The sequence below is a fragment of the Sideroxyarcus emersonii genome, assembly GCF_021654335.1.
GTDB classification, from domain to species: Bacteria; Pseudomonadota; Gammaproteobacteria; order Burkholderiales; family Gallionellaceae; genus Sideroxyarcus; species Sideroxyarcus emersonii.
The window spans coordinates 304,687-329,935 of sequence record NZ_AP023423.1 but is presented as its reverse complement, the minus strand read 5'-3'; the positions used below and the strand labels follow the sequence as shown (position 1 = coordinate 329,935).

The window sequence follows — 25,249 nt, the reverse complement described above, 5'->3', positions numbered from 1 at the left end:
AGTACCTTGTGCCCTATGAAAAAAGGAGGAGAGTCGTTCTCTCCTCCTTTTCCCTTCTTGCTTATTTCTTGTCCTTATCCTTGGTGGCGTTGCGATATGCCATGTAGAACAACCAGACTACCACCAGGGCGGAACCTGCGACACTGATGATCACACCCCAGAAAACCATATCATGATTCATCTCATTTACTCCTTCTGTTAGTAAACGTCTGCACGGTCATCCCGTGCAGACTGAGGCAGATTTACTTGGCTGCGGGAGTGTCGGCCTGGCCACCGCCGAATTTGTATACATAAACCGCCAGCTTCTTCATCTCGGCATCGCTCAATTTGCCTGCCGCCTGGAAGGACGGCATCACTGCGATACGCGAATCGGGGCCGGCATTCACGCCATACGCGATGGTCTGTTTGATGCCTTCCAGCGATCCGTCAAAGCGCCAGACCTTGTCGGTCAGGTTGGCAGAACCCATCGCCTGGATACCTTTCCCATCGGGACCATGGCAAGCGGTGCAGTCACTGGTCTGGAATACCTTTTTGCCAGCGGCAACCTCGGCATCATCACCCTTGCCTTCGCTGCTTGCCTTGACCCACTTGGCCACGTCCTCGATCTGCTGGTCAGACAGTACACCCTTGTGCGGAGTCATCATGCCTTGGCGACCGCCGACGATGGATGTGTATATATCGTCGATCTTGCCACCATACAACCAGTCGTCGTCACGCAGGATGGGAGCAAACAATCCCTGTTTGTCTATCGTGCCCACGCCGTTCTGGCCGTGGCAGGCGGCACAGTTGTCGCCAAACAGCACCTTGCCGGAACGCGTTACGTATTCCGTCAATTCGCTGTCCGCCAGGATCGCCGCCGGCATCATGTCCTTCAGCTTGGCTTCATATTTGCCGCGCACTTCGTCCACCAGGCTCTTGTCCGCTTCCATCTCGGTGATCGCAGTCCAGCCGCCGACCCCTTTGAAGAAACCATGCGCATTGGAAACCGGGATGGACGGATAGTACAGGAAATACACCACACACCAGATCGCACTGGCTGTCAGGCCCAGCATCCACCACTTCGGCGGCTGATTGGCCAGGTCCGCCAGATCATCGTCCCAAACGTGACCGGTTGTCGGCACGCCACCTGCATCGTGTTTATCACTCATCTTTTTTCTCCCACATTTATATGGTCTTCGTCATCCAGCGCCATACTGCGCTGGGACTCGAACGCGGCCTTGTTAGCCGGACGGAATACCATGTAATAGACCGCCACCATGCCTATCGCCGAAACCAGGACGAAGAACACGCCCAGCCAGTCGTTCGCGCTCATGGCTTCTATATCCATGCCAAGGTATCCCATCAGCTTAGTCACGGTAGTTCACACCTTCCTCGAATTTGATGTGGTTACCCAAACCCTGCAGGTAAGCAATCAAGGCCTCCAGTTCGGTCTTGCCTTCCAGCTGGGCGGCTGCGCCGTCGATGTAGGCATCCGTATAGATGGTCTTCGGAATAGGATTGAACGGCATGATGGTCAGGACCTTCATGGTTTGCACGGTCTCCGCCACATCCACCTTGTTGTTGGCCAGCCAGAAGTAGTTCGGCATGACCGACTCAGGTACCACTTCGCGCGGATAGCTCAGGTGGCGGCGATGCCATTCATCCGAATACTTGCCGCCGACGCGGGCCAGGTCGGGACCGGTTCGCTTGGAACCCCACTGGTAGGTATGGTCGTACATGGACTCCTCGGCAATCGAATAGTGGCCGTAGCGGTCCTTCTCATCGCGGAACGGACGGATCATCTGTGAATGGCACAGGAAACAGCCTTCGCGGATGTAGATATTGCGGCCGGCCAGTTCCAGCGGTTTGTATGGACGGACTCCGTCGCCGGGCTGCCAGTCTTCCAGCGTCTTGTGTGCCGAAGTGGCTGGATTCCAGACGATCTTGTCCATCGGAATCACGTTGCCGCTTTTATCCTTGTGGGCTGTGCCGTTGTAGGTGCCATCCCCGCCGCTCATCGCGGTGTTTGGCAGGTAGAACAACGGCACGATTTCCACAATACCGCCGATCGCCACAGCGATCGCCGTCATTACAAACATCAGAACCGTGCTGCGCTCGATCTTGTCCTGAAATTTGGTCGAATAGATTTTGTCGTGATCAGACATTTCACACTCCTTATGCTTTAGCAGGAACGGCGCTGGATGAGCGCAGAGCGCTCGCCTGACGCACGGTCATCACGATATTGAACAGGGCAACCCAGGCGCCGATGTTGAAGATCAGGCCGCCCACTGCGCGCATCGCATAGTACGGGTGCATGGCGGATACCGACTCAACGAAGGTGTAGGTCAATGTGCCGTATTCGTCATAGTCGCGCCACATCAGGCCCTGCATGATTCCGGAAACCCACATCGCCACGATGTACACCACGGTGCCGATCGTCGCCAGCCAGAAATGGACATTTACCAGGTTGTCGGAATACATCCTGTCCACGCCCCACAGTTTCTTGATCATGTGGTACATCGCGCCGTAGGCAACCATCGCCATCCAGCCCAGTGCGCCGGAGTGCACGTGGCCAACAGTCCAGTCGGTATAGTGGGACAAGGCGTTGACGGTCTTGATGGACATCACTGGACCTTCGAAAGTGGACATGGCGTAGAACGCCAGCGCCACGACCAGGAAGCGCAGGATATAGTCTGTACGCAGACGGTCCCAGGCGCCGGACAGCGTCATCATGCCGTTCATCGCACCGCCCCAGGACGGGATGATCATCGCCAGAGAAACGGCCGCGCCCAGCGAGCCGGTCCAGTCAGGCAGCGCGGTGTATTGCAAGTGGTGCGCACCCAGCCAGACGTAGCCGAAGGTCAGCGCCCAGAAGTGCAGTACGGATAGGCGATAGGAGAACACCGGGCGGCCTGCCTGTTTGGGCACGAAGTAGTACATGATGCCCAGGAAACCGCCTGTCAGGTAGAAGCCGACCGCATTATGGCCCCACCACCATTGCACCATGGCATCTTGCACACCGGTAAAAATGGAGAAGGAGTTGGTCAGACTGACCGGGATGCACAAGCTGTTTACCACATGCAGGTAGGTGATCATCACGATCATCCCCATGGTGAACCAGTTCGAAACATAGATATGCGAAGTCTTGCGGATCGCCACGGTCATGATGTGATTCAATCCGAAGGAAAGCCAGACCACCGCAATCAGGATATCGATGGGCCATTCCAGTTCGGCGTATTCCTTGCCCTGGGTCATCCCCAGCGGCAGCGTGATCACAGCCAGAACGATGATCAGATTCCATCCCCAGAAGGTGAACCAGGCCAGGCTATTACTCCACAGCTTGGTGCCGCCGGTCCGCTGCACCATGTAAAAGCCGGTTCCCATCAACACGCAGCCACCAAAGGCAAAGATCACCGCATTGGTATGCAGGGGACGCAGACGTCCGAAGGTGATGTAGGGGATATCGAAATTCAAAAACGGAAACGCCAGTTCCGATGCGATATATACACCGATCAACGTTCCTACGACCGCATATATGGCGGCCGCGATGGTGAACCATCGGACGACTTCCATATCGTATTTTACTGGTGTCGCTTGCGTAGCTTCCACAGTAGTCTCCTCCTTGAGCAAGTTAACAATAATGCGCCTCGCACACCCTGCAATTGATGATGTGTGTGGCGCACCCTTTCCCGACAACTTTCAAAACTTTTCCCCTTACCTTCGACATAGCCAGTGCCGCAATAAAGGCCTCCGCCGGCTCCGGAACAAAATACCCGAGTAGTTACATCAAGTTAGCGTACCGGAAGCAGACTAGCCTGCATCCTCGCAGCTAAAACCCGGCACGTCAAGCCGGCGTCAAGAAATTGTCAATTATTCGTCAACCAGCACAGCAGGCGCAGCAAAGCACCTCGAGCCAGTCGAATGAAGAAAAAAGAATGGATTTAAACAGATGGAGCGGGTGAACGGGATCGAACCGTCGTATGCAGCTTGGGAAGCTGCCGTTCTACCATTGAACTACACCCGCCTGTAGTAGAATGCGGCGCGGATTCTAACACGGACAACATGAGCAAAGTGATTACCGTCAGCGTCAATGGCGAACCGCGCCAACTCCCCCCGGAAGCGACCGTCGAAGCTCTCATCAAGGAAATGGGACTGGCCGGCAAGCGCATCGCGCTGGAGCGTAACGGCGAGATCGTCCCGCGCAGCACCTTCGCCGCCCAATTCCTGTCGGACGGAGACCGACTGGAAATCGTGGTTGCGGTCGGTGGCGGCTAACCAACGGCTTGAAGCTCGATCCGGCACTTCTGCCGGACGGCTTGCATAGCCAAACAATCTACTTCAGGAACAGGGTCATGAACGACAAATTAGTCATTGCCGGCAAAAACTACTCTTCACGCTTGCTGGTCGGCACGGGTAAATACAAGGATTTCGCCGAAACCAGAGCGGCGATCGAGGCCAGCGGCGCGGAAATCATCACGATCGCGATCCGTCGCAGCAACATCGGCCAGAACCCGAACGAACCCAGCCTGCTGGAAATCCTGCCGCCGTCGAAATACACGCTGTTGCCCAACACCGCCGGCTGCTATACCGCGGACGATGCAGTACGCACCCTGCGCCTGGCGCGCGAACTGCTGGACGGGCACAGTCTGGTCAAGCTGGAAGTGCTGGGCGACCCGCAATCGCTGTATCCCAATGTGATCGAGACTCTCGCCGCGGCAAAGACGCTGGTGGCGGAAGGCTTCCAGGTCATGGTGTACACCTCGGACGACCCCATCGTCGCCAGGCAGCTGGAGGACATCGGTTGCGTCGCCATCATGCCGCTGGCCTCGCTGATCGGCTCCGGCATGGGCATCCTCAACCCGTGGAACCTGCAACTGATCATGGAGCGCGTGCAGGTGCCCGTGATCGTGGATGCCGGCGTCGGCACCGCTTCCGATGCCGCGATCGCGATGGAGCTGGGCTGCCACGGCGTGCTGATGAACACCGCAATCGCTGCGGCACAGCAACCTGTATTGATGGCTTCGGCAATGAAACATGCGGTGGAGGCGGGACGCTGCGCCTTCCTGGCCGGACGCATGCCGAAGAAGCTCTACAGCGCCAGCCCGAGTTCGCCGACGGCAGGTATCATCGCCTCGACGCGCTCCTGAAAAATTCCTGCAGGCAGCCTTTCCCGCTGACCGGGGGAGGCTGAACGACCATCCCGATGACCGACACCACCGATCTCAGCAAAAGACACATCCGCAGTTATGTTCTGCGACAGGGGCGCGTATCGACGGCACAGCAACGCGCCATCGACACGATGTTGCCGCGCTTCGGCATTCACTATGTCGCGCAACCGCTTAACCTCGACCAGGCTTTCGGACGCGCTGCGCCGAAGATTCTGGAAATCGGGTTCGGCATGGGCGACAGCACGGCAACCATCGCGCAAGCACATCCGGAGAACGACTACCTTGCGCTGGAAGTGCATTCGCCTGGCGTGGGCAACCTGCTCAAACTGATCGACGCCCAGCAACTGGACAACATCCGCATCATCCAGCACGACGCCGTGGAAGTGCTGCGCGACATGATCGGCGACAACACCCTGGATGGGGCGCACATCTTCTTTCCCGATCCCTGGCACAAGGCGCGCCACAACAAGCGCCGCCTGATCCAGTCGCCGTTCATCGCGCAACTGGTGCATAAACTCAAGCCCGGCGGGTACATCCATCTGGCCACCGACTGGCAGGACTACGCCGAGCAGATGCTGGCGGTACTGGCGGCCGAACCATTGCTGCAGAACACCGCCGACGCCTACGCCCCCCGTCCCGCCTATCGGCCGCTCACCAAATTCGAGCAGCGCGGACTCAAGCTGGGACACGGCGTATGGGACCTGCTGTTCCGCCGAAAGACACCTTGATCTGAATGGTTAATTGAATGTTAATTTAACATTAAATTAATGTTATTATTTTTTCGGTGACTGTGTTCTTCCTGGTATTTTTTAAGTCACTTGAACCATTCAAGGAGCCATCATGAAATATGTCATTACCCTCGTTAGTCTGATGCTGGCAGCCACTGCTGCCCCCACCTTTGCGCATGAAGGCAACGATTGCGCGACCCAGGCAGAAAAGATCGCCAATATGGCAGAGCGCGAAGCATTCACCAAGTCATGCCTGGAAAAAGCGGCTGCGCCTGCAAAATCCAAGGCGCTAGGCCAAAAAGAGAAAGAAGCGAACTGCAACCAGAATGCCAAGAACATGAAGCTGGAAGGCAAAAAGAAATCCGAATACCTGGAACACTGCTACCGCGAGAACGATTTCGACCCAAGCGCCCCTCCGCATCCGAAGATGTAATGGCTCCATTCAACGTCATTCGAGCCAATTGCCATCGCCGGGACGATTTGTAAAAGATCGTGCAGCAAACGCCGCCCTGATTCGGTCAGTGCGGCGTTTTTATGTGTCCGAAGCAAAGATGCAACATGGTGCCGTCCACCCAGCGGAACGGCAGTCCAAAAAACCAAATATTGCGAATTCAAGGAGTCTTCATGAAGCACATCGCCACATTGACCAGCCTGCTGCTGATCGCCATCGCCACCCCCGCACTTGCGCTGCAAGGCAGCGAATGCTCGGCCAAGAGCCAGAAGCTGCCGCTCGCAGAACGCGCGGATTTCATGAAGTCCTGCCTGGAACAGGCGGAATCGCCGGCCAACGTCCAGGAAGAGGAACGCAAGCGCAAGAGCGGCCTCTGCGAACAGAACGCCAAGAACAAGAAGCTGCAGGGTAACGACAGGAGCAACTACATCGCCAGCTGCATGACCAGGAACGAAGCCGCGGCCATGGCCGGCACCCAGCCCGGGAAGGCCGCCGCCCCGAGCCACAAGCCAGCCCCAACCAGCAGCACCAGGAGTGCGCCGCACAAACCTGCTAGGAAACCGCATGACAAGCGCGCCAAGAAGAGCGCGAAGCAGCCGACCGACAAGTAACAGCCTCAGCCTGCGTCGCGCAGGAATATCTGCAGCAGGTCGTTCAAAAACCGTCGCCCCGATTCAGTCGGGGCGATTTTTTTATGGTCTTGCAACAGCAAGCCTCGTTGCTCCGCTTCGGCCAACTCGCGGCGTATCGACAGCAACGGCAGGCTGGTGCGCTCGGTGAACAGCGAGCTGTCGAATCCCTCGTTCAGGCGCAGCGCATTCATCATGAACTCGAACGCGATGTCGTTATGCGACACCTCATGCGCTTCCTGCACTCCGGCACCGGAAGGATCCGCCTCACCATGTCGTGCCTGTGCCGGCTGGCCGCGTGCCACCGCCTCCATGTAGGCCTGCGGCTGCTTGTAGCGCGCCTGCCGCAGCACCTTGTCATGGAAACTCAGTTTGCTGTGGGCGCCCGCACCGATCCCCAGATAGTCGCCGAACTGCCAGTAGTTCAGGTTATGCCGCGAGCGTCGTCCGGGCTGCGCGAAGGCCGAAGTCTCGTAGTGTTCGTAACCCTGTGCGGCAAGCAGCGCCTCGATGGATTGCTGCATGTCGCTGCTCGCGTCGTCGTCCGGCAAGGGCGGCGGACGGTGCGCAAACAGCGTGTTCGGCTCCAGCGTCAGGTGATAGCAGGACAGGTGTTGCGGCCGGTATTGCAGCGCAGCCTGCACATCCTGCAAGGCCTGCTCCGGTGTCTGGTGCGGCAGCGCGTACATCAGGTCGAGGTTGATGTTGTCGAAATGGCGCTGCGCAACCTCGATCGCGCGCCTAGCCTCGGCGGCGGAGTGGATGCGTCCCAGCGCCTGCAGATGGGTATCGTTGAAACTCTGGATGCCGAGCGACAAGCGGTTCACCCCCGCCTCGCGGAAGGCGGCGAACTTGTCCGCCTCCACCGTGCCGGGATTGGCTTCCAGCGTGATCTCGGCGTTGATATCGAGCGGCAGCAGCATGCGCACCTGGCGCAGGATCTCCGTCACGCTCTCCCCGCTCAGCAGGCTGGGCGTGCCGCCGCCGAAGAACACGGTATACACCTTACGCCCCCAGATCAGCGGCAGCGCCATCTCCAGGTCGCGCACCAGCGCAGCCACATACTCCCGCTCCGGCAGGCTGCCGCGCGCCTCGTGCGAATTGAAGTCGCAATAGGGACATTTGCGCACGCACCAGGGGATGTGGATGTACAGCGACAGCGGCGGCAGCGCGCGGAAATTCACCGGCTGCGAGCTGATGCCGAAAGGCTGCAGCGCCTGCACGCTCATGCGCGCGGGAAGCGCTGCATCAGCACCTGCAGCGCCTTGGCGCGATGACTGATCTGCGCCTTCTCGTCGTGCGTCAGCTCCGCCGCCGTCTTGCCGAACTGCGGCAGCCAGAACATCGGGTCGTAGCCGAAGCCGCCATCGCCGCGTTCTTCATGGAATATCTCGCCGTGCCATTCGCCCTCGGCGATCAGCGGTTGCGGATCGTCGGCATGGCGCACCAGCACCAGCACGCAGTAATAATGCGCGCGGCGGTCGGCCACGCCCTGCATCTCGCGCAGCAGCTTTTCGTTGTTGCGCACGTCGGATTTCGGATTGTCTCCCGCATAGCGCGCGGAGATCACGCCGGGCGCACCGCCCAGCGCTTCGACGCAGATACCGGAGTCGTCGGCCAGCGCCGGCAGGCCGCTTTCGCGGCTGACATGGCGTGCTTTGGCCAGCGCGTTCTCGACGAAAGTACAGTGCGGCTCTTCGGCCTCGGAAATGCCGAGCTGCGCCTGCGTCAGCACCTCGATGCCAAGCGGGGCCAGCATGCGCTGGAATTCGCGCAGCTTGCCCGGGTTGTTCGATGCGATGACCAGTTTCTTCATTGCCTGTCCAATATCATATTGCCCGCAGCCCAATGACGACGGCGATCTTCAGGCCCTGCAGCCCGGGACCGAGGATCGACGGCCATCTTCACGAAAAATGGCCGCAGACCGCCTGCCGACGCCGTCCGCAGCGAGCCCGCTCGCGCCCCGTCAGCCTTGCAGCGCCTTGCGCTGCATCTCCACCAGTTGCCCGATGCCGTGCTTCGCCAGCTCCAGCAGGGTATCCATCTCCTCGCGCGAAAACGGATGGCCTTCCGCCGTGCCCTGCACTTCGACGAAATGGCCGCTGCCCAGCATCACCACGTTCATGTCGGTGTCGCAGGCGGAGTCTTCGACATAGTCGAGGTCGAGCACCGGCGTGCCCTGGTAGATGCCGACCGAAATGGCGGCGACGGCCTCCTTGAGCGGGTTCTCCTTCACCAGGCCTTTTTGCATCAGGCCGCTTACCGCATCGTGCAGCGCAACGAAGGCACCGGTGATGCTGGCGGTGCGCGTGCCGCCGTCGGCCTGGATCACGTCGCAGTCGAGCGTGACAGTGCGCTCGCCGAGCTTGCCGAGATCGACCACGGCGCGCAGGCTGCGCCCGATCAGGCGCTGGATCTCCTGCGTGCGCCCGGACTGCTTGCCCTTGGCCGCTTCGCGCTGCATGCGTTCGCCGGTGGAGCGCGGCAACATGCCGTATTCCGCGGTCACCCAGCCTTCGCCGCTGCCCTTCTTGTGCGGCGGCACGCGCTCTTCCACGCTGGCGGTGCAGATGACCTTGGTGTCGCCGCACTCGATCAGCACCGAACCTTCGGCATGCCTGGTGTAATGGCGGGTGATGCGGATAGCACGCAGCTGATCCGGCTTACGCTGGCTGGGACGCATGACTGGAACCTCGGGGAAATTGAAAACAGCGCGGATTATAACGGACTTGCTCAGAAGTTCCTTGGCGCGGGACGCTCGTCCAGCATGACGCAGACCGGCACGTCGGTGGCATGCTCCCCCTCGCCATCGCCCAGGCGGGCCACTACGGCAGTGGTATTGTCGGCTCGCGCCCCTTCGCGGTACACGGCCATGTCGATCAATTCATCCAGCCGCTCCGCCAGCACGGGCACGGACGACAGCCTGGCCATCTCCTCGTCGGTCAGCGGGCTCCAGAAGCCATCGCTGCACAGCAGCAGCGTATCGCCGGACTGGGCGGCGATCGGCGGGGCGACGTCGACATAGAACATGTCTTCCACGCCGCCCAGGCAATTGGTGATCTTGTTGCGGTCGGGGTGGGTCTTCATCTCGTCCGGGCTGATGATGCCCCAGTCCGCCCACTGCTGCACCACGGAATGGTCGTGCGTGACGTTCGCCACCGCGTTGCCGCGCAGCAGGTAGCAGCGCGAATCACCGGCGTGCGCCCACCAGATCTGCCCGTCCTGTACCAGCGCGGCGACACAGGTGGTGCCGGGATTGCCGCCAAGATTCTCCGCGCGCGCATAGTCGAAGATGGCATCGTGCCCGGCGCGCATGGTGGCGCGCAGGAATACCTCCGGCTCCTTCACCCGCGCCTGTTCCAGGCGGGCGAACGCGCGCATGAAGGTATGCACGGCGATCTGCGCGGCGATCTCGCCATGCAGATGGCCGCCCATGCCGTCAGCCAGCACCAGCAGCAGCGCGTCATTGGTATAGGCATATCCCACCCGGTCCTGGTTGTACTTGCGACCGCCGATGTGGTTGGCCTGATGGACTGCGAACTTCATCTTCTCCCTAGTTTTTATGCACCCCAAATATTCCTCGGGAGTCTGTAGTGAGGTGCAATCGTAATATAATGCGCGGCGTTCAGCCTAGGTTTTTTCCATTTCGCCCGGAGTTTTCAATGATCTACAGCATGACCGGTTTTGCCTCCGTCGCCGTCGAACTGGACTCCGGCTCGCTTACTCTGGAACTGCGCTCCGTCAACCACCGCTACCTGGACCTGCAACTGCGCATGCCGGACGAGCTGCGTACGCAGGAACCCGCCCTGCGCGAAGCCATCGCCGCACAGATCGGTCGCGGCAAGGTGGAATGCCGCATCAACCTGGCCTCGCGCCAGTCCGAACAGGAGCCGGCCCGGCTGAACCAGGTCATGGTGCAGCAACTGGCACTGTGGAGCGTGCAGGTGCGCGAAATGCTGCCGGATGCGCGCGAACTTTCGGTCAACGACGTGCTGCGCTGGAACGGCGTGCTGGCAAGCCCGGCGCTCTCCGCCGATGCCTTGCTTGACGCGTTGCGCAACCTGCTGGCCAAGGCCCTGCAGGATTTCGCCGCCGCGCGCCAGCGCGAAGGCGAGAAGCTCAAGGACTTCCTGCTGGAACGGGTGGCGCAGATCGAAAACCTGCGCCTGGCCGTGGCCCCGCGCATCCCCGGCGCCATCGCCGCTTACGAGGCCAAGCTGCGCACGCGCCTGCTCGAAGCGCTGGGCAGCGAGGACGACGAGCGCGTGCGCCAGGAGATCACGCTCTACGCCAGCAAGATCGACGTGGACGAGGAACTTTCCCGCCTGCAGACCCATCTTGCCGAGGTACGGCGCGTGCTGGACAAAGGCGGCGCGGTCGGCAAACGCCTCGACTTCCTGATGCAGGAACTGCACCGGGAAGCCAATACGCTCGGCTCGAAATCCGTCGATGCCGAGGTCTCGCGCAGCGCGATGGAGATCAAGATCCTCATCGAGCAGATGCGCGAACAGGTACAGAACATCGAATAGGAGAACAGCATGTCCGGCAATCTTTTCATCATCAGCGCCCCTTCGGGAGCGGGCAAGACCAGCCTGGTCAGCGCCCTGCTCAAGGGCAATACGCAGATTGCGCTATCCATCTCCTACACCACGCGCGCACCGCGTCCCGGCGAAACGGACGGCAAGGACTACCACTTCGTCAGCCGCGACACCTTCCTGCAGATGGCGAAGCGCGGCGATTTCCTGGAAAGCGCAGAAGTCTACGGCAACCTGTACGGCACTTCGCAGCCGTGGATAGAGAAGGAACTGGCCTCAGGGCGCGACATCCTGCTGGAGATCGACTGGCAGGGCGCGGAGCAGGTGCGCAGGCTGATGCCGCATGCCGTCTCCATCTTCATCCTGCCGCCCTCGCTGGCGGCGCTGGAGAGCCGTCTGAACGGGCGGGGACAGGACAGCGCCGAGGTGATCGCCCGCCGCCTGCAGGCCGCGCAGGAGGACATCTCGCATGTCGCGGAGTTCGACTATGTTATCATCAACGACAAGCTGGACGAGGCATTGCGGCAGCTCGAGGCGGTGATCATCGCGGTCGGGTTGCAGCGCGACAGCCAACTCGCTCGTCACGCAACCCTCATCAATCAATTTCACCAATAGGAGCACACCATGGCACGCATCACCGTCGAAGATTGCATGAAGCATATCCCCAACCGTTTCGAACTGACCCTGGCCGCCGCCTACCGTGCACGCCAGCTGGCCAACGGCGCCGGCTACCTGGTGGAGAACAGCAAGGACAAGGCCACCGTCGTCGCCCTGCGCGAGATCAGCGAGGGCAAGGTCGGCATCGAAATACTGAATCGCGGCATGGCCTGAACGCATGCCGCCGTGATCGTTCCGGCGGCACATCCAGTAACAATGTTCTATGCCACAAGCAGATGCTGACACCCTGCTCCAGGAGGTCTCCGCCTATCTGAAACCCCAGGACGTAGCGCAGATCGAAGCTGCGCTCGCCTTCAGCCGCACCGCACACCAGGGCCAGCTGCGCCAGTCGGGCGACCCTTACGTCACCCACCCCATCGCCGTCGCCCGCATCCTGACCCCGCTGCACCTCGACACGCAGGCCATCATCGCCGCCCTGCTGCACGACGTCGCGGAAGACACCAGCGTCACCATCGAACAGATCGGCGAACAGTTCGGCAAGCCCGTGGCCGAGCTGGTGGACGGTCTGAGCAAACTGGACAAGCTGCAGTTCGAGACCAAGGAAGACGCGCAAGCGGAGAACTTCCGCAAGATGCTGATGGCGATGGCGCGCGATGTGCGCGTGATCCTGATCAAGCTCGCCGACCGCCTGCACAACATGCGCACGCTGGATTCGGTCTCGCGGGAAAAAAGCGAACGCATCGCGCGCGAAACGATGGACATCTATGCCCCCATTGCCAATCGCCTGGGACTCAACACGCTGTACCAGGAACTGGAAGACCTCAGCTTCAAATACCTGTACCCGAACCGCTATGCGGTGCTGTCGAAAGCGCTCAAGGTCGCGCGCGGCAACCGGCGCGAAGTGGTCAGCAAGATACTGGAAGCGATCAAGCAGCGACTGGAAGAAAACCATATCAAGGCGGAAGTGCGCGGCCGCGAGAAGCACCTTTACGGCATCTACCAGAAGATGCAGTCCAAATCGCTGGCTTTCGCCCAGGTGCTCGACATCTACGGTTTCCGCGTGCTGGTGGAAGACATTCCCTCGTGCTATGTCGCCTTGGGCGTGCTGCACGGGTTGTATAAACCCTTCCCCGGCCGTTTCAAGGATTACATCGCCATCCCCAAGGCGAACGGCTACCAGTCGCTGCATACCGCACTGTTCGGACCGTTCGGCACCCCCATCGAGGTGCAGATACGCACCCACGAGATGAACAAGCTGGCGGAAAGCGGCGTCGCCTCGCACTGGCTGTACAAGACCTCCGAAGCGCAGATCAACGACCTGCACCAGAAGACGCACCAGTGGCTGCAGAGCCTGCTCGAGAGCCTGGCGCAGAGCGGCGATTCGGTCGAGTTCCTGGAACACCTGAAGGTCGACCTGTTCCCGGACGAAGTCTATGTCTTCTCGCCCAAAGGCAAGATCTACGCGCTGCCGCGCGGCGCCACCGCAGTCGATTTCGCCTACAGCGTGCACACCGACATCGGTAACCGCTGCGTCGCCGCCAAGGTGAATGCCGAGCTCGTTCCCCTGCGCACCGAGTTGCACAACGGCGACCGCGTCGAGATCGTCACCGCCACGCTCGCGCATCCGAACCCGGCCTGGCTGAGCTATGTCGTCACCAGCAAGGCGCGCGGCGAGATCCGCCATGCGCTGAAGACCATGCACCTGGAAGAATCGGCCAAGCTCGGCGAACGACTGCTCGGCCAGGCGCTCGGTTCGCTCGGCTTCAAGCTGCAGGACGTCCCGGAGATATGCTGGGAGCGCGTGCTGAAGGAGAACGGCGCCAAATCGCGCCAGGAGATCTTCGCCGACATCGGGCTGGGCCGCCGGCTGAACATGGTGATCGCGCGCCAGCTCGCCCGCATCAACGAAGGCGACCACAGCCGGGCCGAAGCCAACTCCAGCGGCATCGTCACCCTGTTCGGCAACGAAGGCATGGCCGTGCAGTACGCCAAGTGTTGCCGCCCGATTCCCGGCGACCCCATCATCGGCGTCATCAAGAGCGGGCAGGGGCTGGTTGTCCACACCCACGACTGCCCTTCCTTGCGCAAGGGCCGTGGCAGCAGCGAAGAATGGATGGACGTGGTGTGGGACAAGAACATCAGCAAGCTGTTCGATGTCAGCATCAAGCTGATCGTGGCCAACCAGCGCGGCGTGCTGGCCAAGGTCGCCGCCGCCATCTCCGACGCCGAATCCAACATCGAGAACGTCCACTTCACCAGCGAAGGCGAATACACTGCACTCTACTTCACGCTGCAGGTGAACAACCGCCAGCACCTGGCCAACGTCATGCGCAGCCTGCGCAGGATCCAGGAAGTGATACGCATCACGCGCGTGAAGAACATCCCTGCATGACCGCAGACAGGAGCACCAGAATGAAAGACACTCTGAAACCCGGCATCCGATACGAGCACAAGTTCCTCGTCCCCTCGTCGAAGACCGTTCCGGCGCTATACCCGGAAGCCGAAGAATTCCTCGCCATGCCCGAGGTGTTCGCCACCGGCTTCATGGTCGGCTTCCTCGAATGGGCCTGCATCAAATGCATCAACCCGCACATCGACTGGCCGGCCGAACAGACCGTCGGCACGCACATCAATGTCAGCCATCAGGCGGCCACCCCGCCCGGCCTTGAAGTCACCGCCAGCGTCACGCTGGTCGAAGTGGACGGCCGGCGGCTGGTATTCGAAGTGCAAGCGCACGACGGTGTGGAAGTGATCTCCAAAGGACTGCATGAACGCTTCGTCATCAACCGGGCCAAGTTCGATGCCAAGGTGGGAAGCAAGCTGAGGCCGGCCGGAACCTGAAGGATCGCGGCGGCCAGGCCGGATGCGCAGTGCAAGCCGTGGATTGGAATTTGGAATTTGGAATTGAAGAAAGAGAGTGGAATGAAAGATTTGATCAGCCAGTATCGCATCGAAAAGGAACCCTATTATCGCGCCGTATCCGACGAGGTCGCCGTCTACGACGCGGCCTATTCGGTGCGCATGCCGATGATGCTCAAGGGACCGACCGGTTGCGGCAAGACGCGCTTCATCGAATACATGGCCTGGAAGCTGCAGAAGCCGCTGATTACCGTCGCCTGCAATGAAGACATGACCGCCTCCGACCTGGTCGGCCGCTTCCTGCTGGATGCCACGGGTACGCGCTGGCAGGATGGGCCGCTCACCATCGCCGCCCGCTTCGGCGCGATCTGCTATCTCGACGAGGTCGTCGAGGCGCGCCAGGATACGACCGTGGTGATCCATCCGCTCACCGATAACCGCAGGGTTCTGCCGCTGGAGAAGACCGGCGAACTGGTGAACGCACATCCGGATTTCCAGCTGGTGATCTCCTACAATCCCGGCTACCAGAGCGTGATGAAGGATCTCAAACAGTCCACCAAGCAGCGCTTCGGCGCCCTCGACTTCAACTACCCGGAGCACGCGATCGAGGAAGAGATCGTTTCCCACGAAACGGGCGTGTCCCGCGAAGTGGCGGGCAAGCTGGTCTCGATCGCCAAAATGGCGCGCAACCTCAAGGGACACGGACTGGACGAGGGCATCTCCACCAGGATGCTGATCTATGCAGGCAGCCTGATCGCCAAGGGCGTGGAGACGAGCAAGGCTTGCCGCGTCGCGCTGGTCTCCCCGATCACCGACGACCCGGACATGCGCAACGCACTCGATGCGGCGGTAACCACCTTCTTTGGGTAACAGTTGCCGGATGCCGCACATGCCCGGCATGCCGCCCGCTTCCGCCCCGATCCAGCCATGAACTCCTTGATCCATCGCTATTCACGCAAGCTGCAGGACTACCTTGCGCGCGCGCCGCGGCAGGCGGCGGGCGACTTGCCGCAGGCACAGCAAACCAGGCTCGGCGATGTCCAGCGGCGCATCGCCATCTATCTGCGCGGCTTATGGGATCGGGATTTCGTCATCAAGCCGCTCGCTGGCGACGCGGAGAAACGCGCAGCACAGACACCCCGCATCGAGAATGGCGAGATTCATCTGCCCGCAGCCTATGCCGACCTGCCGCTGGAAGGGGCCGCCACGCCGGTCCCCGGGCTGGAGCTGTTTCGCGCCGCCGCCGCGCATGCGGCGGCGCACATCGTCTACACGCAGCATCCCTTCGCGGCAAAGTCGCTCGACAAGTGGCAAAGAGCGACAGTCGCGGCGATCGAGGATGCACGCGTGGAGGCGCTGGCAATACGCCGCTTTCCCGGCCTGAAGAAGCTCTGGATACGGCAGCACACGATCACCCCCGCGCATGGCCGGACTGCGGAAGACTATCTCGACCGCCTCGCGCGCGCATTGCTGGATGATGCCTATCGGGATGACGATCCGTGGATCGCCCAGGGGCGCGAGCTGTTCAAGGCTGCAGCCGATCTGCAGGACGCTCGCCTGGCCTGGGACATCGGCATCGCGCTGGCACCTGCGCTGCGCGACAAGAAGCTCAAATTCAAGCTGCCGGCGGGCATGCATGGCGCGCCCTACCGCGACGACAACCGCAGTATCTGGATGGAGACCCGGCTTGCTGCGGACAAGGCGCCGGTCGCCCCCACCACCATCTTCGAATCCGAACTGTTCTCCATCTGGGAATTCGCCAGATTCGGTTCGGGCAGAAAGAAGCGGTCACGCCTGACCTTCTACAACCCTGAATTTCTCGAGGCGCAGGAGGACCAGCCCGGCACCGGCGAAGCCGGCGAAGACAATGCGGCACTGGAATCCGACGACGAGGGCAGGAAAATTCTGGCCTCGCTGTCCGATGCCGCCGGGAATGAGCAGGAAGCGACCTACTCCTATTCCGAATGGAATTTCCGCAGCCAGCTCGAGACCGAGTCGTGGGTGACGGTGCGGGAAAAGAACCTCGACTCCGGCGACCTGCAGATCATCGACGACATCATCGAGCGGCACTACCACCTGCTGGCGCGCATGAAAGCGCTGCTCAACGCCATCCGCTACGGCGGCATGCACCGCATCCGCAAGCTGGAGGAAGGCGACGACATCGACATCAACGCCGCCATCCGCGCCCAGGTCGACCTCAGGCTGGGCGTGCAGCCCGATCCGCGCATCATGATGCGCTCGCTGCGGAAGACGCGCGATATCTCGGTCCTGTTGCTGCTGGACCTGTCCGATTCGACGAACGAAAAAGTCCAGGGCCAGGAACACACCGTGCTGCAGCTGACCCAGCAGGTGTGCGCACTGTTTGCGGACGCCATCGAGACCGTCGGCGACCCGTTCGCCATCCACGGTTTCTGCTCCGAAAGCCGGCACAATGTCGAATACTATCGGTTGAAGGATTTCGATCAGCCATACGACGACGTCCCCAAGGCCAGGATCGCCGGCATGACCGGGCAGCGCGCCACCCGCATGGGCGCAGCGATACGTCATGCCTCCTATCATCTGAACCGGCAGCAGTCGCGCAAAAAGCTCCTGATACTCATCACCGACGGCGCGCCGGACGATGTCGATGTGCGCGGCGAGGAATACCTGCTCAGCGACACCAAGAAGGCGGTAGAAGGTGCCAGCCGCTCGGGCATCAAGACCTTCTGCATCAGCCTGGACCACAGTGCCGACCGCTATGTAGCGCGGATCTTCGGCGCCCGGAACTACATGGTGGTCGACCATGTCAGGCACCTGCCCGAAAAAATGCTGATGCTGTATGCCGGGCTAACCCGTTAAAACGACGGGCACCGCCCAGCCTCTCGCAACAATATGATTATTTATTGCTTTTACACAAGTTCCCGCGACGCCGACAAACGGCGTTGGCGGATAAAGACAAGTGGACGAAACAGTATATTGGAACTGATGTATCATGATTCCCACGTCAATTCTGGTGCCAGGCAGTAGCGGTGGCAGGATTGATTTAGGGTGCTTCTAGTTCATAAACCTGTGAGGAAAAAATGGATAAGACAACAGATACAGCAGCGTTACGAATCGTGCATCAGGACAAGCTGAAGGAATTGCAAGCTCAGCAGGCAAACCTGAAAAAACTGCAGGACGAACTGAACCGGATCAATGCGAAGATTGAGAAACATGAAGAACTGTCTGCGGAAGACACCAAGTTCATGGGCAATCTGGGCTGGATTACTGCACTGTCAGTCACCATCGCAAGTATCGCCTCCTCCCTGTAGTCCCTGAATCTCGTCGGGCATGCGGGTGTCATTCCCGAATGCCTGAAAGCATGCCGGATCGGTTCCTGAAGTCGGACAGATCCGGCATTGCATTTTCCGGCCCGGCATTTCCAGCCAGCCGCCATCCCCCGAAAACGATCGCGCGCCAAGCTCGCAGCGGCTATTGCCGCGGCAAGGCATTCAGATAGCGGAACAGCCTCCCGGCCAATGCACGGCGATCTGCTTCCGCCATGCCTCCGGCGATGGCCGGCATCCCCGTATCGGGTTTGACCGATGTCGGCGCCAGCACCCAGGCAAGGAACCTCGCTTCTCCCAGAGCCTTGGTCTGCAACGCCAGGTCCTGCGGCACCTTGCTGCTTCCGCGGCCATTCACCCGGTGACAGCTGAGGCAATATTTTTCCAGATCAAGCGCGTCGGGGGACATCTCGCCGGCGACACCCGCCGCCGGCAGCAGCGCAATCTCGTGCACCTGGTATGGCCAGTAGGTATCGCCTTCCTTGAGCAGTTCCGGATGGCGGATGTTGTCCCACACCAGATAATAGGGCGCGAGCGAGACGCCCTGCCCATGCGGCACAAGATTGTCCAGCCTGAACTCGCGCGTATCCTTTTTCGCGAAAACCAGGTAAGCCGGATATCGATCGAAACGTTCGACCGGGACATGCGAAACATAGCCATCCAGCGCCCTGAATTCGACACTGGCACCCGCAGTCTTCCAGCCCGCGCCGAGTATCAGTCGCAACACCTTTGCCACGGGATACCCTAGGTAAACGACATGCGGTCGCTCCCCTGCCGCCACCGGCTGCGGCTCGACCACCTCCACCTCGATCGGTGCTGCCGCCATCCGCCGTTGCAGTTCGGGCACCGCCGGCAACGGGACGGCATCGGCGCAAGCCGGCAAGCACAGCATGAGCGAGCACAGCACTGCCTGGATTCTGGTAAACATGGGCAACCTCCAGATGATTCATCCCGCCGGCACGGATCAGCCCGGCACCCGCCGCACCGTTACGGCGCAACCCCATCCAGCTTGCCACCGAAGCGCTGCAGCAATTCCAGCATCGCGGCGGCCTTATCCAGCGTCTCCTGATATTCCGCCTCGCACTGCGAATCTGCAACCAGCCCGCCGCCGGCCCAGCAACGAATCTCGCCGCCGGCATGCACCAGCGTGCGAATGGCGATATTGGTGTCCATGTCGCCGTCGTGCCCGATGTAGCCGATGGCGCCGCAATACACGCCGCGCCGGTTCGGTTCGAGCTGTTCGATGATCTCCATCGCGCGCTGTTTCGGCGCACCGGTGATCGATCCGCCGGGGAAACAGTCGCGCAGCAAATCCAGCGCATCGTGACCGCGTTGCAACTGGCCTTCCACCGTGCTGACCAGATGATGCACGCTGGCGAAGCTCTCCACCTCGAACAGCCTGGGCGCACGCACCGAACCGGGTTCGCAAACCTGGCCCAGGTCGTTGCGCAACAGGTCGACGATCATCAGGTTCTCGGCCCTGTCCTTGGGATGCTGCCGCAGCTCCTCCGCCAGCCGCCGGTCTTCCGTCGCATCGGCATGCCGCGGACGCGTGCCTTTGATGGGCCGGGTCTCCACCCTGCCCTGCCGCACCTGCAGGAAGCGCTCCGGCGAGGCGCACAGGATCTGCAGTTGCGGCCAGTCGAGGAATGCGGAATAAGGCGCCGGACTCAGCCGGCGCAATTCGAGGTACGCCGTGTATGCATCGCCCGATGCCGCGGCGGCATAGCGTTGCGCCAGGTTGACCTGGTAGCAGTCGCCGGCATGCAGATAAGCCTGCACCGCATCGAACGCACGTGCATACGCGGCCGGTGTGAAATTGGAGACGATCGCTCCCTGCACGCTGAAAGATGTCGCCTGCCGTGTACTGGAACCACGGCTCAGGCGCTCTGCGATCTGCGGCAACACTTGCGCGGTCGCGGCGCAGCGCTGCCGCGACACCAGGCGCGCGCTCCGCTCCTGATGATCCAGGATGATCGCCCAGTCGTAGATGCCGACCGCCATCTCCGGCAGATGCTCGGCATCGCTCGCACTGGCAGGAAGACGGTGATATCGGCGCGCCAGGTCGTAACCCCAGTAACCCAGCGCCCCGCCGGCAAAGGGGATGTCCGGCATCGGTTGCACGGGGGCACCCAGCAGTTCGCGGAGCGTGGCAAACGGGTCTGCCGTCGATTGCCGCACGCCGGCGGCATCGCTGATCTCGGTCCGTTCTCCCTGCGTGACCAGGGTCGCGACCGGTTGCGCGACGAGGATGTCGTAACGCCCGCTGCCGCCGCTGTCCAGCCAGGCCGCCCACGGCAGGTCGCGGATCGCCGAGAAGCAAACGCTTGCATCAGCCGGGTAAGGGAAAGGGAAGCTGTACAGCATCAGATGATAAAATCGCGTTCGGACCAATAAGGGAAATTCGTATGACCACCATCGTCGCAGTCAGAAAGAACGGTTACGCCGCCATCGCGGCCGACACCCTGACCACCTTCGGCAACACCCGCCTGCATGCCACGCAGGATGCCTCGCATGACAAGATTCTGCAGATCGGCGACAGCTACGTCGGCGTGTGCGGCAGTGCGGCACACCATCTGGTGTTGTCCAGCCTGCTCGCCAAGACGCCCGATGTGCAGCTTAACAGCAAGGCCGCGATTTTTGAAACATTCCGCAAGTTGCACCCCATCCTGAAGGAGGAGTGCTTCCTGAACCCCAAGGAAGACGAGGAAGACCCGTACGAGTCGAGCCAGATCACCGCGCTGATTGCCAATTCGCACGGCATCTTCGCCATCTACTCGATGCGCGAAGTGTTCGAGTACACGCAGTACTGGGCCATCGGCTCCGGCCATGAATTCTCGCTCGGCGCCATGCACCAGGCCTATGCGCGCCTTGACGATGCGGCCGACATCGCACGCGCCGGCGTGGATGCGGGGATTGCCTTCGACAAGAACAGCGCCGCACCGATCACGCTGTACAGCGTCCGGCTGAAATAGCCGGCGGTTGCCTGGCGACAGGCAGCCGGCACAAGCGGGACGTTCTATTTTCGCTGCTGCAGGTATTCGGCAGTGACCGACTGGATCAGCCTGTCGGATTCGGCCGCGTCCAGCCCGACCAGCACATACAACGCACCATTCGGCCCGTAGCTGTGCTTCGCGATCCGGGTGTTCTGCAGCGTTGCGTCCGCGATCCTGGTGATCAGCTCACCATTCCGCCCGCCCGATTGCTCGTTTGCGGTGGCCGCGCCCTCATCCAGCTTGTGCCGTACCGCCTCTCCCACCGCTTGCACCAGATGCGCACGCGCATCGGCTGCCGCCATCTTCTCCATGAACGAGAAACCTGCGCGCGATTTCGCTGCAGAACCCACGGCCGCCATCGCCAACCCCTCGACTTGTCCGCTGCAAACCCAGTCGGGCGCACGCCGCCTGGATTTGGGGAAAGTACATTTATGCGCCTTCCTGGCCTTGGTCACACCGGCAGGCTGCGCATCGCCCCAGGCATCGGCGCCCGGCAACAGCACAGCAACAAGCAGCAATGCAAGCAGTTTGCGCACGATCATCCTCGCTTTCAACAACGCCGCTGAAGAGCGGCTACGCATCGATTGTATGCGCTCGAAATTGATTTGACCAAACAGCCGGATCGAGGCGATCGTTTTTATTGCGGCAGCTTCATCTGATTTGAAATTGAATTGCCTGAAAGCGGACGGTCGTGGTCGGCAGAAATTAACCCTTAAGTGACACCGAGCCTTCCCAGAAGCGGATATTCAACGTGGAGCGAAGGGACGCGCGCTTTTGCTCAGTCCCGCTTGAGCGTAGGGTTAGAGCGCATGAATTGTAACCTCGCTACGGAATAAGCGGGTACGCACTGAACCATAAGCGATGGCCTCTAAGCGACGAGAAGATTCCACTTCAGCGGCCAGTAACAAGGCAAAAAATTCACTGAGTTCTTCTCCTTCGAGGCCGGAAACGGTGGCGCAAAAATCAAGAGATTCGTTATGCGTGAACAGGCGGCCAGGAACTGCCGTTTCGCTTGATGCCACGATTCCATAGCGAAGATATGGATACACCTGTTTGTGTTTTGTAGCCTTCGCGCTGTAAGTAAGAACATCGTGAGTAGTGATGCGAGTTTTGAACTCCATGACCACTCGAGGGATAGCGACCTCTTCGCCCTTCTTCTCGAAAATGCAAAGGTCTGTCTGGAACGCGGAGTTACCGCGAGAAGGGCGTTTTACATTTACGGTGAGCGACAGTTGGTTGTCCACGGTAACTTGATACAGCAAAGCCGCACCACGCTGAACGAATAAAGGTGAGGGGAGAATTTTCTCCGCAACTTTTTGTGCAACTTCGACAAATGCGCTTTCAGTAGCCATAGGGTTTGCACTCTAATGGGAGCGAACTTGAGCAATGGGTTGGCCGACTATTCATACAATGTTCCGTTCGGGCATAGCAAACGCCACCAACGTTTGAGCTTATTCTCCCGTGTGGCAAATGCGCCCTCTAGACAGCCAAGCATTAACACCTCCGCATCAAGCACATCATGTTCAAGCTTCTCATAAATAGCAGAGCTGAATTTACTTGGAATATTTCCTTGATAACGAACATACAGATCAAGCCCGAACAAAAACTGAACCTGGAGCCATCGGTAAAGTGCCCAATCTTCAGTGACTAAACTTGAAGGTGGAAGCGGACGTTCACCTGGTGGTGGCTCAAGGTTTGAGTATAAATTGATGAGTGAACCCGGCTCCGCAATTGCCCGCTCAGCGTCATCTCGCGCTTTAGTACGCTCTGCTTGGTTGCCAACAAGTAGGTTAGGAAAGAACGAATTAGCCGTAGCGGCGCGCCCCACGAATTGGTCGACGTGCAATCTTAAGTCATTAGTCTGCTCATCCACCATTTGTTGTACTTCCACGGGAAGTTCGTAGTTCGTATTTTGCAGTCGCGAGTTGAACTGAAATCGTAGTGACTCACGATGCGAAGATGGCTTTCCTGCGGGTTGATGCGTATCGATTTCGATACGCATCAAAGTGCCTATATGGTTGACGAGATCGACGGGGTTATCGATCGGGGGGAATTTAGCGAAGCAACGAGATCTATCCGGCTCGCTTGCCGTAAGAAGTTCGTAGAAGAGAGCATCAGACACAACGAGACGATGCGAGGCCGCGAGTTCGTGGATTCGCAATCTCTTCGCGCCTTGGAGAAAGCTTTTGTCAAGGACGATTGCGGCGCTCATGTATCGGCTAACCTGGAGTTAAAGGGCGCGCCGAAGGCGTATCACGCTTGAGCGCAGGGTTATGAATATTCATCCCCATATCGCCTTCTTGGCAGCTTCGCTCAGTACATCAACTACGATCTCCCGAACCCCGCCAGCCACCGAAGTTCCAACCTTAGACATGACCTTCTTGAATCGAGCAGAAGCAGCCTGCACACGGGGAGAACCCTTAGTCATTTCATTTAGATCATCCTTGAACTCACTCAATTCTCCCTCTGTCAATCTGCCACCTTCTTTGACAAGTTCAATTGCGCCGGAAATCTTTCTTTCTGTCCAAGGAAACGGACTCCCGCAGTTGAAACAAAAGGCGGGCGGTTCATACTCGCTACTAATGAAAATTCCCCCGACTTGGTAGTCACCTCGTATATTCGTATGACAAGACGGGCATGCAGTAATAGTGGCCTCACCACATCTAGAGCAAAATGCTTCCCTCAATTCAGGGTGCACGTCTGCAGAATCAGTTGATACATGCCCGTTGGGGCATACTTCAGCAATTCGATATATACCCATGATTGTCCTTTAGTTTATAACGAAAATTAGGTTTCACTCCGCACATAAGATGGGCCAGCCGTTGTGGGAGCGCCACACTTGCTCACCTAGTAGAAGTAGGACACCAGGATCAGGGCAATTGGGCATGAATCCCTCAAGGGTAGTGAAGTGAAAGCTCCATTCGAATTCGTGCAACTCAGGGTATTTTTGCAGTGCAAGGCCGCCTGTTCCAGGATCTGCGAAGGTGTGTTCACGAGCACGTGCCTGTAGATTAGACGTGAGACCCGAGTAAACGAACTCGGTGTTCCAGTACTGCGCCAGAGCCGGATCGAAACGAGCACAGCGAGCCAGTAAGTCGTAGTTTTTGACGTCGGCACGAGCACCAGATTGCTTCTTTGCATATTGACGTGCCCAGAGATGCTGTCGCGCCAAGACGTCGAACGGAGTGTCTGTTTCTATGTAGTACCAGCCAGGCTTGCTTGGAACATTTGCATTTGTATGCCAACTGCGGTTCGAAAAATCTATTGGCACCGTTTGAAAATGGCCAGATATATACGTGTTTAGCGCTTCCATATGAAACCTAACAGTGATTAGATGGACACAACGGTCCGTATTACTAAATTTAGTGAAGCGTGCGGATTTTCCATAACCAATCGATTCACTAGTGGCCTTACAAAGGCGCCTGTCTGCATATGCATCATAATATGGACTGAGGGCGAATGACTCTTATTGGCCGACAACAGCTACACATTGACCTCCGCACAGCAGCCACTCGCGCCCCTGTTGAGCAGTCTCGTCTCCTGGTTTCGACCCCTGCGTGCCAGCTCGAGCCAGGGTGCCACGCATCAATTATTCAAGCCATGCTGCGCGATGTGATCCTCGACCTGCCTGTCCGCATACACGATATGCGCGTGTATCTTGGCGAACGGCCAGTGATTGAACCAGTCGACGAATTCGTGCTCTCCGATATAGCGCAGCTTCTCCTTGAACTTGAGCGCATCGTGCAGCAGCTGCCGGTGCTTTTCCTTGTGCGCCTCGATCTCGGCATAGCCGGATTGTTCCATGATGTGCTCTTCGGCCGCAAAGTGGAAACTGGTATAGGCGATCACCTCGTCGATCAGGTGTTCCACCATCTCCAGGGGTTTGTCATGCTTTGCCGCGTCGTTCAGCTTGTTGAGCATGCCGACCAGTTCATGATGCTGCCGTTCGATTTCCGCCACCCCAGACATGTCGACCTCCGA

At 59.6% G+C, this 25,249-nt stretch carries 29 protein-coding genes and 1 tRNA gene; 14 read left to right on the top strand and 16 right to left on the bottom strand.

Translation table 11 applies throughout. The annotated features are described in order from the left end of the window. Window positions 1-242 precede the first annotated feature (242 nt). The 5 genes from ccoP to L6418_RS01530 all read right to left on the bottom strand — a co-directional run bounded on the left by ccoP (window position 243) and on the right by L6418_RS01530 (window position 4,003). On the bottom strand, window positions 243-1,148 hold the full coding sequence (gene ccoP / locus L6418_RS01550; protein ID WP_237247724.1) for a cytochrome-c oxidase, cbb3-type subunit III: 906 nt from the start codon (window positions 1,146-1,148) through the stop codon (window positions 243-245). Then, a complete protein-coding gene (locus tag L6418_RS01545) occupies window positions 1,145-1,327 on the bottom strand; it encodes a cbb3-type cytochrome c oxidase subunit 3 (RefSeq protein WP_237247723.1) in 183 nt (60 codons plus the stop codon). The genes ccoP and L6418_RS01545 overlap by 4 nt, the downstream gene beginning before the upstream one ends. A gap of 19 nt (window positions 1,328-1,346) precedes the next feature. Continuing rightward, entirely contained in the window at window positions 1,347-2,144 is a 798-nt protein-coding gene (gene ccoO, locus L6418_RS01540; protein ID WP_237247722.1) for a cytochrome-c oxidase, cbb3-type subunit II, read from the bottom strand. Between the two features lie 10 nt (window positions 2,145-2,154). Continuing rightward, complete coding sequence (ccoN, locus tag L6418_RS01535; RefSeq protein ID WP_237247721.1) at window positions 2,155-3,588, bottom strand: cytochrome-c oxidase, cbb3-type subunit I; 1,434 nt, start codon at window positions 3,586-3,588, stop codon at window positions 2,155-2,157. A gap of 341 nt (window positions 3,589-3,929) precedes the next feature. Continuing rightward, window positions 3,930-4,003: transfer RNA gene (locus L6418_RS01530), tRNA-Gly, on the bottom strand. A gap of 47 nt (window positions 4,004-4,050) precedes the next feature. Between L6418_RS01530 and thiS the strand changes: the two genes are divergently transcribed. The 5 genes from thiS (at window position 4,051) to L6418_RS01505 (ending at window position 6,937) form a co-directional block, all read left to right on the top strand. Continuing rightward, window positions 4,051-4,254, top strand: a complete 204-nt coding sequence (thiS, locus tag L6418_RS01525) for a sulfur carrier protein ThiS (RefSeq protein ID WP_237248686.1) — start codon at window positions 4,051-4,053, stop codon at window positions 4,252-4,254. 77 nt (window positions 4,255-4,331) lie between these two features. Further along, window positions 4,332-5,126 carry a thiazole synthase gene (locus L6418_RS01520; RefSeq protein WP_237247720.1) on the top strand — a complete coding sequence of 265 codons (795 nt, stop codon included), beginning with the start codon at window positions 4,332-4,334 and terminating at the stop codon, window positions 5,124-5,126. A gap of 56 nt (window positions 5,127-5,182) precedes the next feature. Next, complete coding sequence (gene trmB, locus L6418_RS01515; RefSeq protein ID WP_237247719.1) at window positions 5,183-5,875, top strand: tRNA (guanosine(46)-N7)-methyltransferase TrmB; 693 nt, start codon at window positions 5,183-5,185, stop codon at window positions 5,873-5,875. Window positions 5,876-5,987: 112 nt separating this feature from the next. Continuing rightward, window positions 5,988-6,308, top strand: coding sequence for a hypothetical protein (locus tag L6418_RS01510; RefSeq protein ID WP_237247718.1), 321 nt, complete (start codon window positions 5,988-5,990; stop codon window positions 6,306-6,308). 191 nt (window positions 6,309-6,499) lie between these two features. Beyond that, complete coding sequence (locus tag L6418_RS01505; protein WP_237247717.1) at window positions 6,500-6,937, top strand: hypothetical protein; 438 nt, start codon at window positions 6,500-6,502, stop codon at window positions 6,935-6,937. 5 nt (window positions 6,938-6,942) lie between these two features. Here L6418_RS01505 and hemW read toward each other — a convergent pair whose 3' ends face one another. The 4 genes from hemW to L6418_RS01485 all read right to left on the bottom strand — a co-directional run bounded on the left by hemW (window position 6,943) and on the right by L6418_RS01485 (window position 10,501). After that, window positions 6,943-8,184 (bottom strand): radical SAM family heme chaperone HemW, encoded by a 1,242-nt coding sequence (gene hemW / locus L6418_RS01500; protein ID WP_237247716.1) that lies wholly within the window; start codon window positions 8,182-8,184, stop codon window positions 6,943-6,945. Beyond that, window positions 8,181-8,771, bottom strand: a complete 591-nt coding sequence (gene rdgB, locus L6418_RS01495) for an RdgB/HAM1 family non-canonical purine NTP pyrophosphatase (RefSeq protein WP_237247715.1) — start codon at window positions 8,769-8,771, stop codon at window positions 8,181-8,183. Before rdgB ends, hemW begins: the two co-directional genes overlap by 4 nt. A gap of 150 nt (window positions 8,772-8,921) precedes the next feature. Continuing rightward, window positions 8,922-9,638 carry a ribonuclease PH gene (rph, locus tag L6418_RS01490; RefSeq protein WP_237247714.1) on the bottom strand — a complete coding sequence of 239 codons (717 nt, stop codon included), beginning with the start codon at window positions 9,636-9,638 and terminating at the stop codon, window positions 8,922-8,924. 50 nt (window positions 9,639-9,688) lie between these two features. Then, on the bottom strand, window positions 9,689-10,501 hold the full coding sequence (locus L6418_RS01485) for a PP2C family serine/threonine-protein phosphatase (RefSeq protein ID WP_237247713.1): 813 nt from the start codon (window positions 10,499-10,501) through the stop codon (window positions 9,689-9,691). Between the two features lie 116 nt (window positions 10,502-10,617). Here L6418_RS01485 and L6418_RS01480 point away from each other — a divergent pair, with 116 nt between their 5' ends. The 8 genes from L6418_RS01480 (at window position 10,618) to L6418_RS01445 (ending at window position 18,257) form a co-directional block, all read left to right on the top strand. After that, window positions 10,618-11,484, top strand: coding sequence for a YicC/YloC family endoribonuclease (locus L6418_RS01480; protein WP_237247712.1), 867 nt, complete (start codon window positions 10,618-10,620; stop codon window positions 11,482-11,484). 9 nt (window positions 11,485-11,493) lie between these two features. After that, window positions 11,494-12,105, top strand: coding sequence for a guanylate kinase (gene gmk, locus L6418_RS01475; protein ID WP_237247711.1), 612 nt, complete (start codon window positions 11,494-11,496; stop codon window positions 12,103-12,105). A gap of 9 nt (window positions 12,106-12,114) precedes the next feature. After that, a complete protein-coding gene (gene rpoZ, locus L6418_RS01470) occupies window positions 12,115-12,321 on the top strand; it encodes a DNA-directed RNA polymerase subunit omega (RefSeq protein WP_013028539.1) in 207 nt (68 codons plus the stop codon). Window positions 12,322-12,370: 49 nt separating this feature from the next. Continuing rightward, the gene (locus tag L6418_RS01465) at window positions 12,371-14,500 is read left to right on the top strand and encodes a bifunctional (p)ppGpp synthetase/guanosine-3',5'-bis(diphosphate) 3'-pyrophosphohydrolase (RefSeq protein ID WP_237247710.1); all 2,130 of its coding nucleotides are present in this window, start codon (window positions 12,371-12,373) and stop codon (window positions 14,498-14,500) included. A gap of 20 nt (window positions 14,501-14,520) precedes the next feature. Then, a complete protein-coding gene (locus tag L6418_RS01460) occupies window positions 14,521-14,949 on the top strand; it encodes a thioesterase family protein (protein ID WP_237247709.1) in 429 nt (142 codons plus the stop codon). Window positions 14,950-15,030: 81 nt separating this feature from the next. Continuing rightward, complete coding sequence (locus tag L6418_RS01455; RefSeq protein WP_237247708.1) at window positions 15,031-15,837, top strand: CbbQ/NirQ/NorQ/GpvN family protein; 807 nt, start codon at window positions 15,031-15,033, stop codon at window positions 15,835-15,837. A gap of 57 nt (window positions 15,838-15,894) precedes the next feature. Further along, entirely contained in the window at window positions 15,895-17,805 is a 1,911-nt protein-coding gene (locus tag L6418_RS01450; RefSeq protein WP_237247707.1) for a nitric oxide reductase activation protein NorD, read from the top strand. A 221-nt stretch (window positions 17,806-18,026) separates the two neighbouring features. Continuing rightward, window positions 18,027-18,257 (top strand): hypothetical protein, encoded by a 231-nt coding sequence (locus L6418_RS01445; protein WP_237247706.1) that lies wholly within the window; start codon window positions 18,027-18,029, stop codon window positions 18,255-18,257. Between the two features lie 160 nt (window positions 18,258-18,417). Here L6418_RS01445 and L6418_RS01440 read toward each other — a convergent pair whose 3' ends face one another. Beyond that, on the bottom strand, window positions 18,418-19,200 hold the full coding sequence (locus L6418_RS01440) for a cytochrome c (protein WP_237247705.1): 783 nt from the start codon (window positions 19,198-19,200) through the stop codon (window positions 18,418-18,420). 59 nt (window positions 19,201-19,259) lie between these two features. Beyond that, entirely contained in the window at window positions 19,260-20,639 is a 1,380-nt protein-coding gene (gene pabB, locus L6418_RS01435) for an aminodeoxychorismate synthase component I (protein WP_237247704.1), read from the bottom strand. 41 nt (window positions 20,640-20,680) lie between these two features. Here pabB and L6418_RS01430 point away from each other — a divergent pair, with 41 nt between their 5' ends. Beyond that, window positions 20,681-21,247, top strand: coding sequence for an MFS transporter (locus L6418_RS01430; RefSeq protein WP_237247703.1), 567 nt, complete (start codon window positions 20,681-20,683; stop codon window positions 21,245-21,247). A gap of 44 nt (window positions 21,248-21,291) precedes the next feature. On the opposite strand, the gene L6418_RS01425 is transcribed toward L6418_RS01430, so the two are convergent. The 5 genes from L6418_RS01425 to L6418_RS01405 all read right to left on the bottom strand — a co-directional run bounded on the left by L6418_RS01425 (window position 21,292) and on the right by L6418_RS01405 (window position 25,237). Next, on the bottom strand, window positions 21,292-21,804 hold the full coding sequence (locus tag L6418_RS01425; RefSeq protein ID WP_237247702.1) for an LPP20 family lipoprotein: 513 nt from the start codon (window positions 21,802-21,804) through the stop codon (window positions 21,292-21,294). Between the two features lie 264 nt (window positions 21,805-22,068). Further along, complete coding sequence (locus L6418_RS01420) at window positions 22,069-22,620, bottom strand: hypothetical protein (RefSeq protein ID WP_237247701.1); 552 nt, start codon at window positions 22,618-22,620, stop codon at window positions 22,069-22,071. A 47-nt stretch (window positions 22,621-22,667) separates the two neighbouring features. Beyond that, entirely contained in the window at window positions 22,668-23,480 is an 813-nt protein-coding gene (locus L6418_RS01415; protein ID WP_237247700.1) for a hypothetical protein, read from the bottom strand. 69 nt (window positions 23,481-23,549) lie between these two features. Continuing rightward, complete coding sequence (locus L6418_RS01410) at window positions 23,550-24,029, bottom strand: DUF2321 domain-containing protein (protein ID WP_237247699.1); 480 nt, start codon at window positions 24,027-24,029, stop codon at window positions 23,550-23,552. 824 nt (window positions 24,030-24,853) lie between these two features. Next, the gene (locus L6418_RS01405) at window positions 24,854-25,237 is read right to left on the bottom strand and encodes a hemerythrin domain-containing protein (RefSeq protein ID WP_237247698.1); all 384 of its coding nucleotides are present in this window, start codon (window positions 25,235-25,237) and stop codon (window positions 24,854-24,856) included. Window positions 25,238-25,249: the final 12 nt, after the last annotated feature.

What these genes read in the sequence shown, in the direction of transcription:
- gmk (WP_237247711.1), top strand. Translation starts at nt 11,494, where the DNA reads ATGTCCGGCAATCTTTTCATCATCAGCGCCCCTTCGGGAGCGGGCAAG.
- L6418_RS01455 (WP_237247708.1), top strand. Translation starts at nt 15,031, where the DNA reads ATGAAAGATTTGATCAGCCAGTATCGCATCGAAAAGGAACCCTATTAT.
- rdgB (WP_237247715.1), bottom strand. Translation starts at nt 8,771, where the DNA reads ATGAAGAAACTGGTCATCGCATCGAACAACCCGGGCAAGCTGCGCGAA.
- ccoO (WP_237247722.1), bottom strand. Translation starts at nt 2,144, where the DNA reads ATGTCTGATCACGACAAAATCTATTCGACCAAATTTCAGGACAAGATC.
- L6418_RS01440 (WP_237247705.1), bottom strand. Translation starts at nt 19,200, where the DNA reads ATGTTTACCAGAATCCAGGCAGTGCTGTGCTCGCTCATGCTGTGCTTG.
- rph (WP_237247714.1), bottom strand. Translation starts at nt 9,638, where the DNA reads ATGCGTCCCAGCCAGCGTAAGCCGGATCAGCTGCGTGCTATCCGCATC.
- rpoZ (WP_013028539.1), top strand. Translation starts at nt 12,115, where the DNA reads ATGGCACGCATCACCGTCGAAGATTGCATGAAGCATATCCCCAACCGT.
- L6418_RS01410 (WP_237247699.1), bottom strand. Translation starts at nt 24,029, where the DNA reads ATGGGTATATATCGAATTGCTGAAGTATGCCCCAACGGGCATGTATCA.
- hemW (WP_237247716.1), bottom strand. Translation starts at nt 8,184, where the DNA reads ATGAGCGTGCAGGCGCTGCAGCCTTTCGGCATCAGCTCGCAGCCGGTG.
- L6418_RS01445 (WP_237247706.1), top strand. Translation starts at nt 18,027, where the DNA reads ATGGATAAGACAACAGATACAGCAGCGTTACGAATCGTGCATCAGGAC.
- L6418_RS01485 (WP_237247713.1), bottom strand. Translation starts at nt 10,501, where the DNA reads ATGAAGTTCGCAGTCCATCAGGCCAACCACATCGGCGGTCGCAAGTAC.
- L6418_RS01460 (WP_237247709.1), top strand. Translation starts at nt 14,521, where the DNA reads ATGAAAGACACTCTGAAACCCGGCATCCGATACGAGCACAAGTTCCTC.
- pabB (WP_237247704.1), bottom strand. Translation starts at nt 20,639, where the DNA reads ATGCTGTACAGCTTCCCTTTCCCTTACCCGGCTGATGCAAGCGTTTGC.
- L6418_RS01520 (WP_237247720.1), top strand. Translation starts at nt 4,332, where the DNA reads ATGAACGACAAATTAGTCATTGCCGGCAAAAACTACTCTTCACGCTTG.
- L6418_RS01510 (WP_237247718.1), top strand. Translation starts at nt 5,988, where the DNA reads ATGAAATATGTCATTACCCTCGTTAGTCTGATGCTGGCAGCCACTGCT.
- L6418_RS01545 (WP_237247723.1), bottom strand. Translation starts at nt 1,327, where the DNA reads ATGGATATAGAAGCCATGAGCGCGAACGACTGGCTGGGCGTGTTCTTC.
- L6418_RS01405 (WP_237247698.1), bottom strand. Translation starts at nt 25,237, where the DNA reads ATGTCTGGGGTGGCGGAAATCGAACGGCAGCATCATGAACTGGTCGGC.
- ccoP (WP_237247724.1), bottom strand. Translation starts at nt 1,148, where the DNA reads ATGAGTGATAAACACGATGCAGGTGGCGTGCCGACAACCGGTCACGTT.
- L6418_RS01505 (WP_237247717.1), top strand. Translation starts at nt 6,500, where the DNA reads ATGAAGCACATCGCCACATTGACCAGCCTGCTGCTGATCGCCATCGCC.
- L6418_RS01465 (WP_237247710.1), top strand. Translation starts at nt 12,371, where the DNA reads ATGCCACAAGCAGATGCTGACACCCTGCTCCAGGAGGTCTCCGCCTAT.
- L6418_RS01430 (WP_237247703.1), top strand. Translation starts at nt 20,681, where the DNA reads ATGACCACCATCGTCGCAGTCAGAAAGAACGGTTACGCCGCCATCGCG.
- L6418_RS01450 (WP_237247707.1), top strand. Translation starts at nt 15,895, where the DNA reads ATGAACTCCTTGATCCATCGCTATTCACGCAAGCTGCAGGACTACCTT.
- L6418_RS01480 (WP_237247712.1), top strand. Translation starts at nt 10,618, where the DNA reads ATGATCTACAGCATGACCGGTTTTGCCTCCGTCGCCGTCGAACTGGAC.
- trmB (WP_237247719.1), top strand. Translation starts at nt 5,183, where the DNA reads ATGACCGACACCACCGATCTCAGCAAAAGACACATCCGCAGTTATGTT.
- L6418_RS01415 (WP_237247700.1), bottom strand. Translation starts at nt 23,480, where the DNA reads ATGAGCGCCGCAATCGTCCTTGACAAAAGCTTTCTCCAAGGCGCGAAG.
- L6418_RS01420 (WP_237247701.1), bottom strand. Translation starts at nt 22,620, where the DNA reads ATGGCTACTGAAAGCGCATTTGTCGAAGTTGCACAAAAAGTTGCGGAG.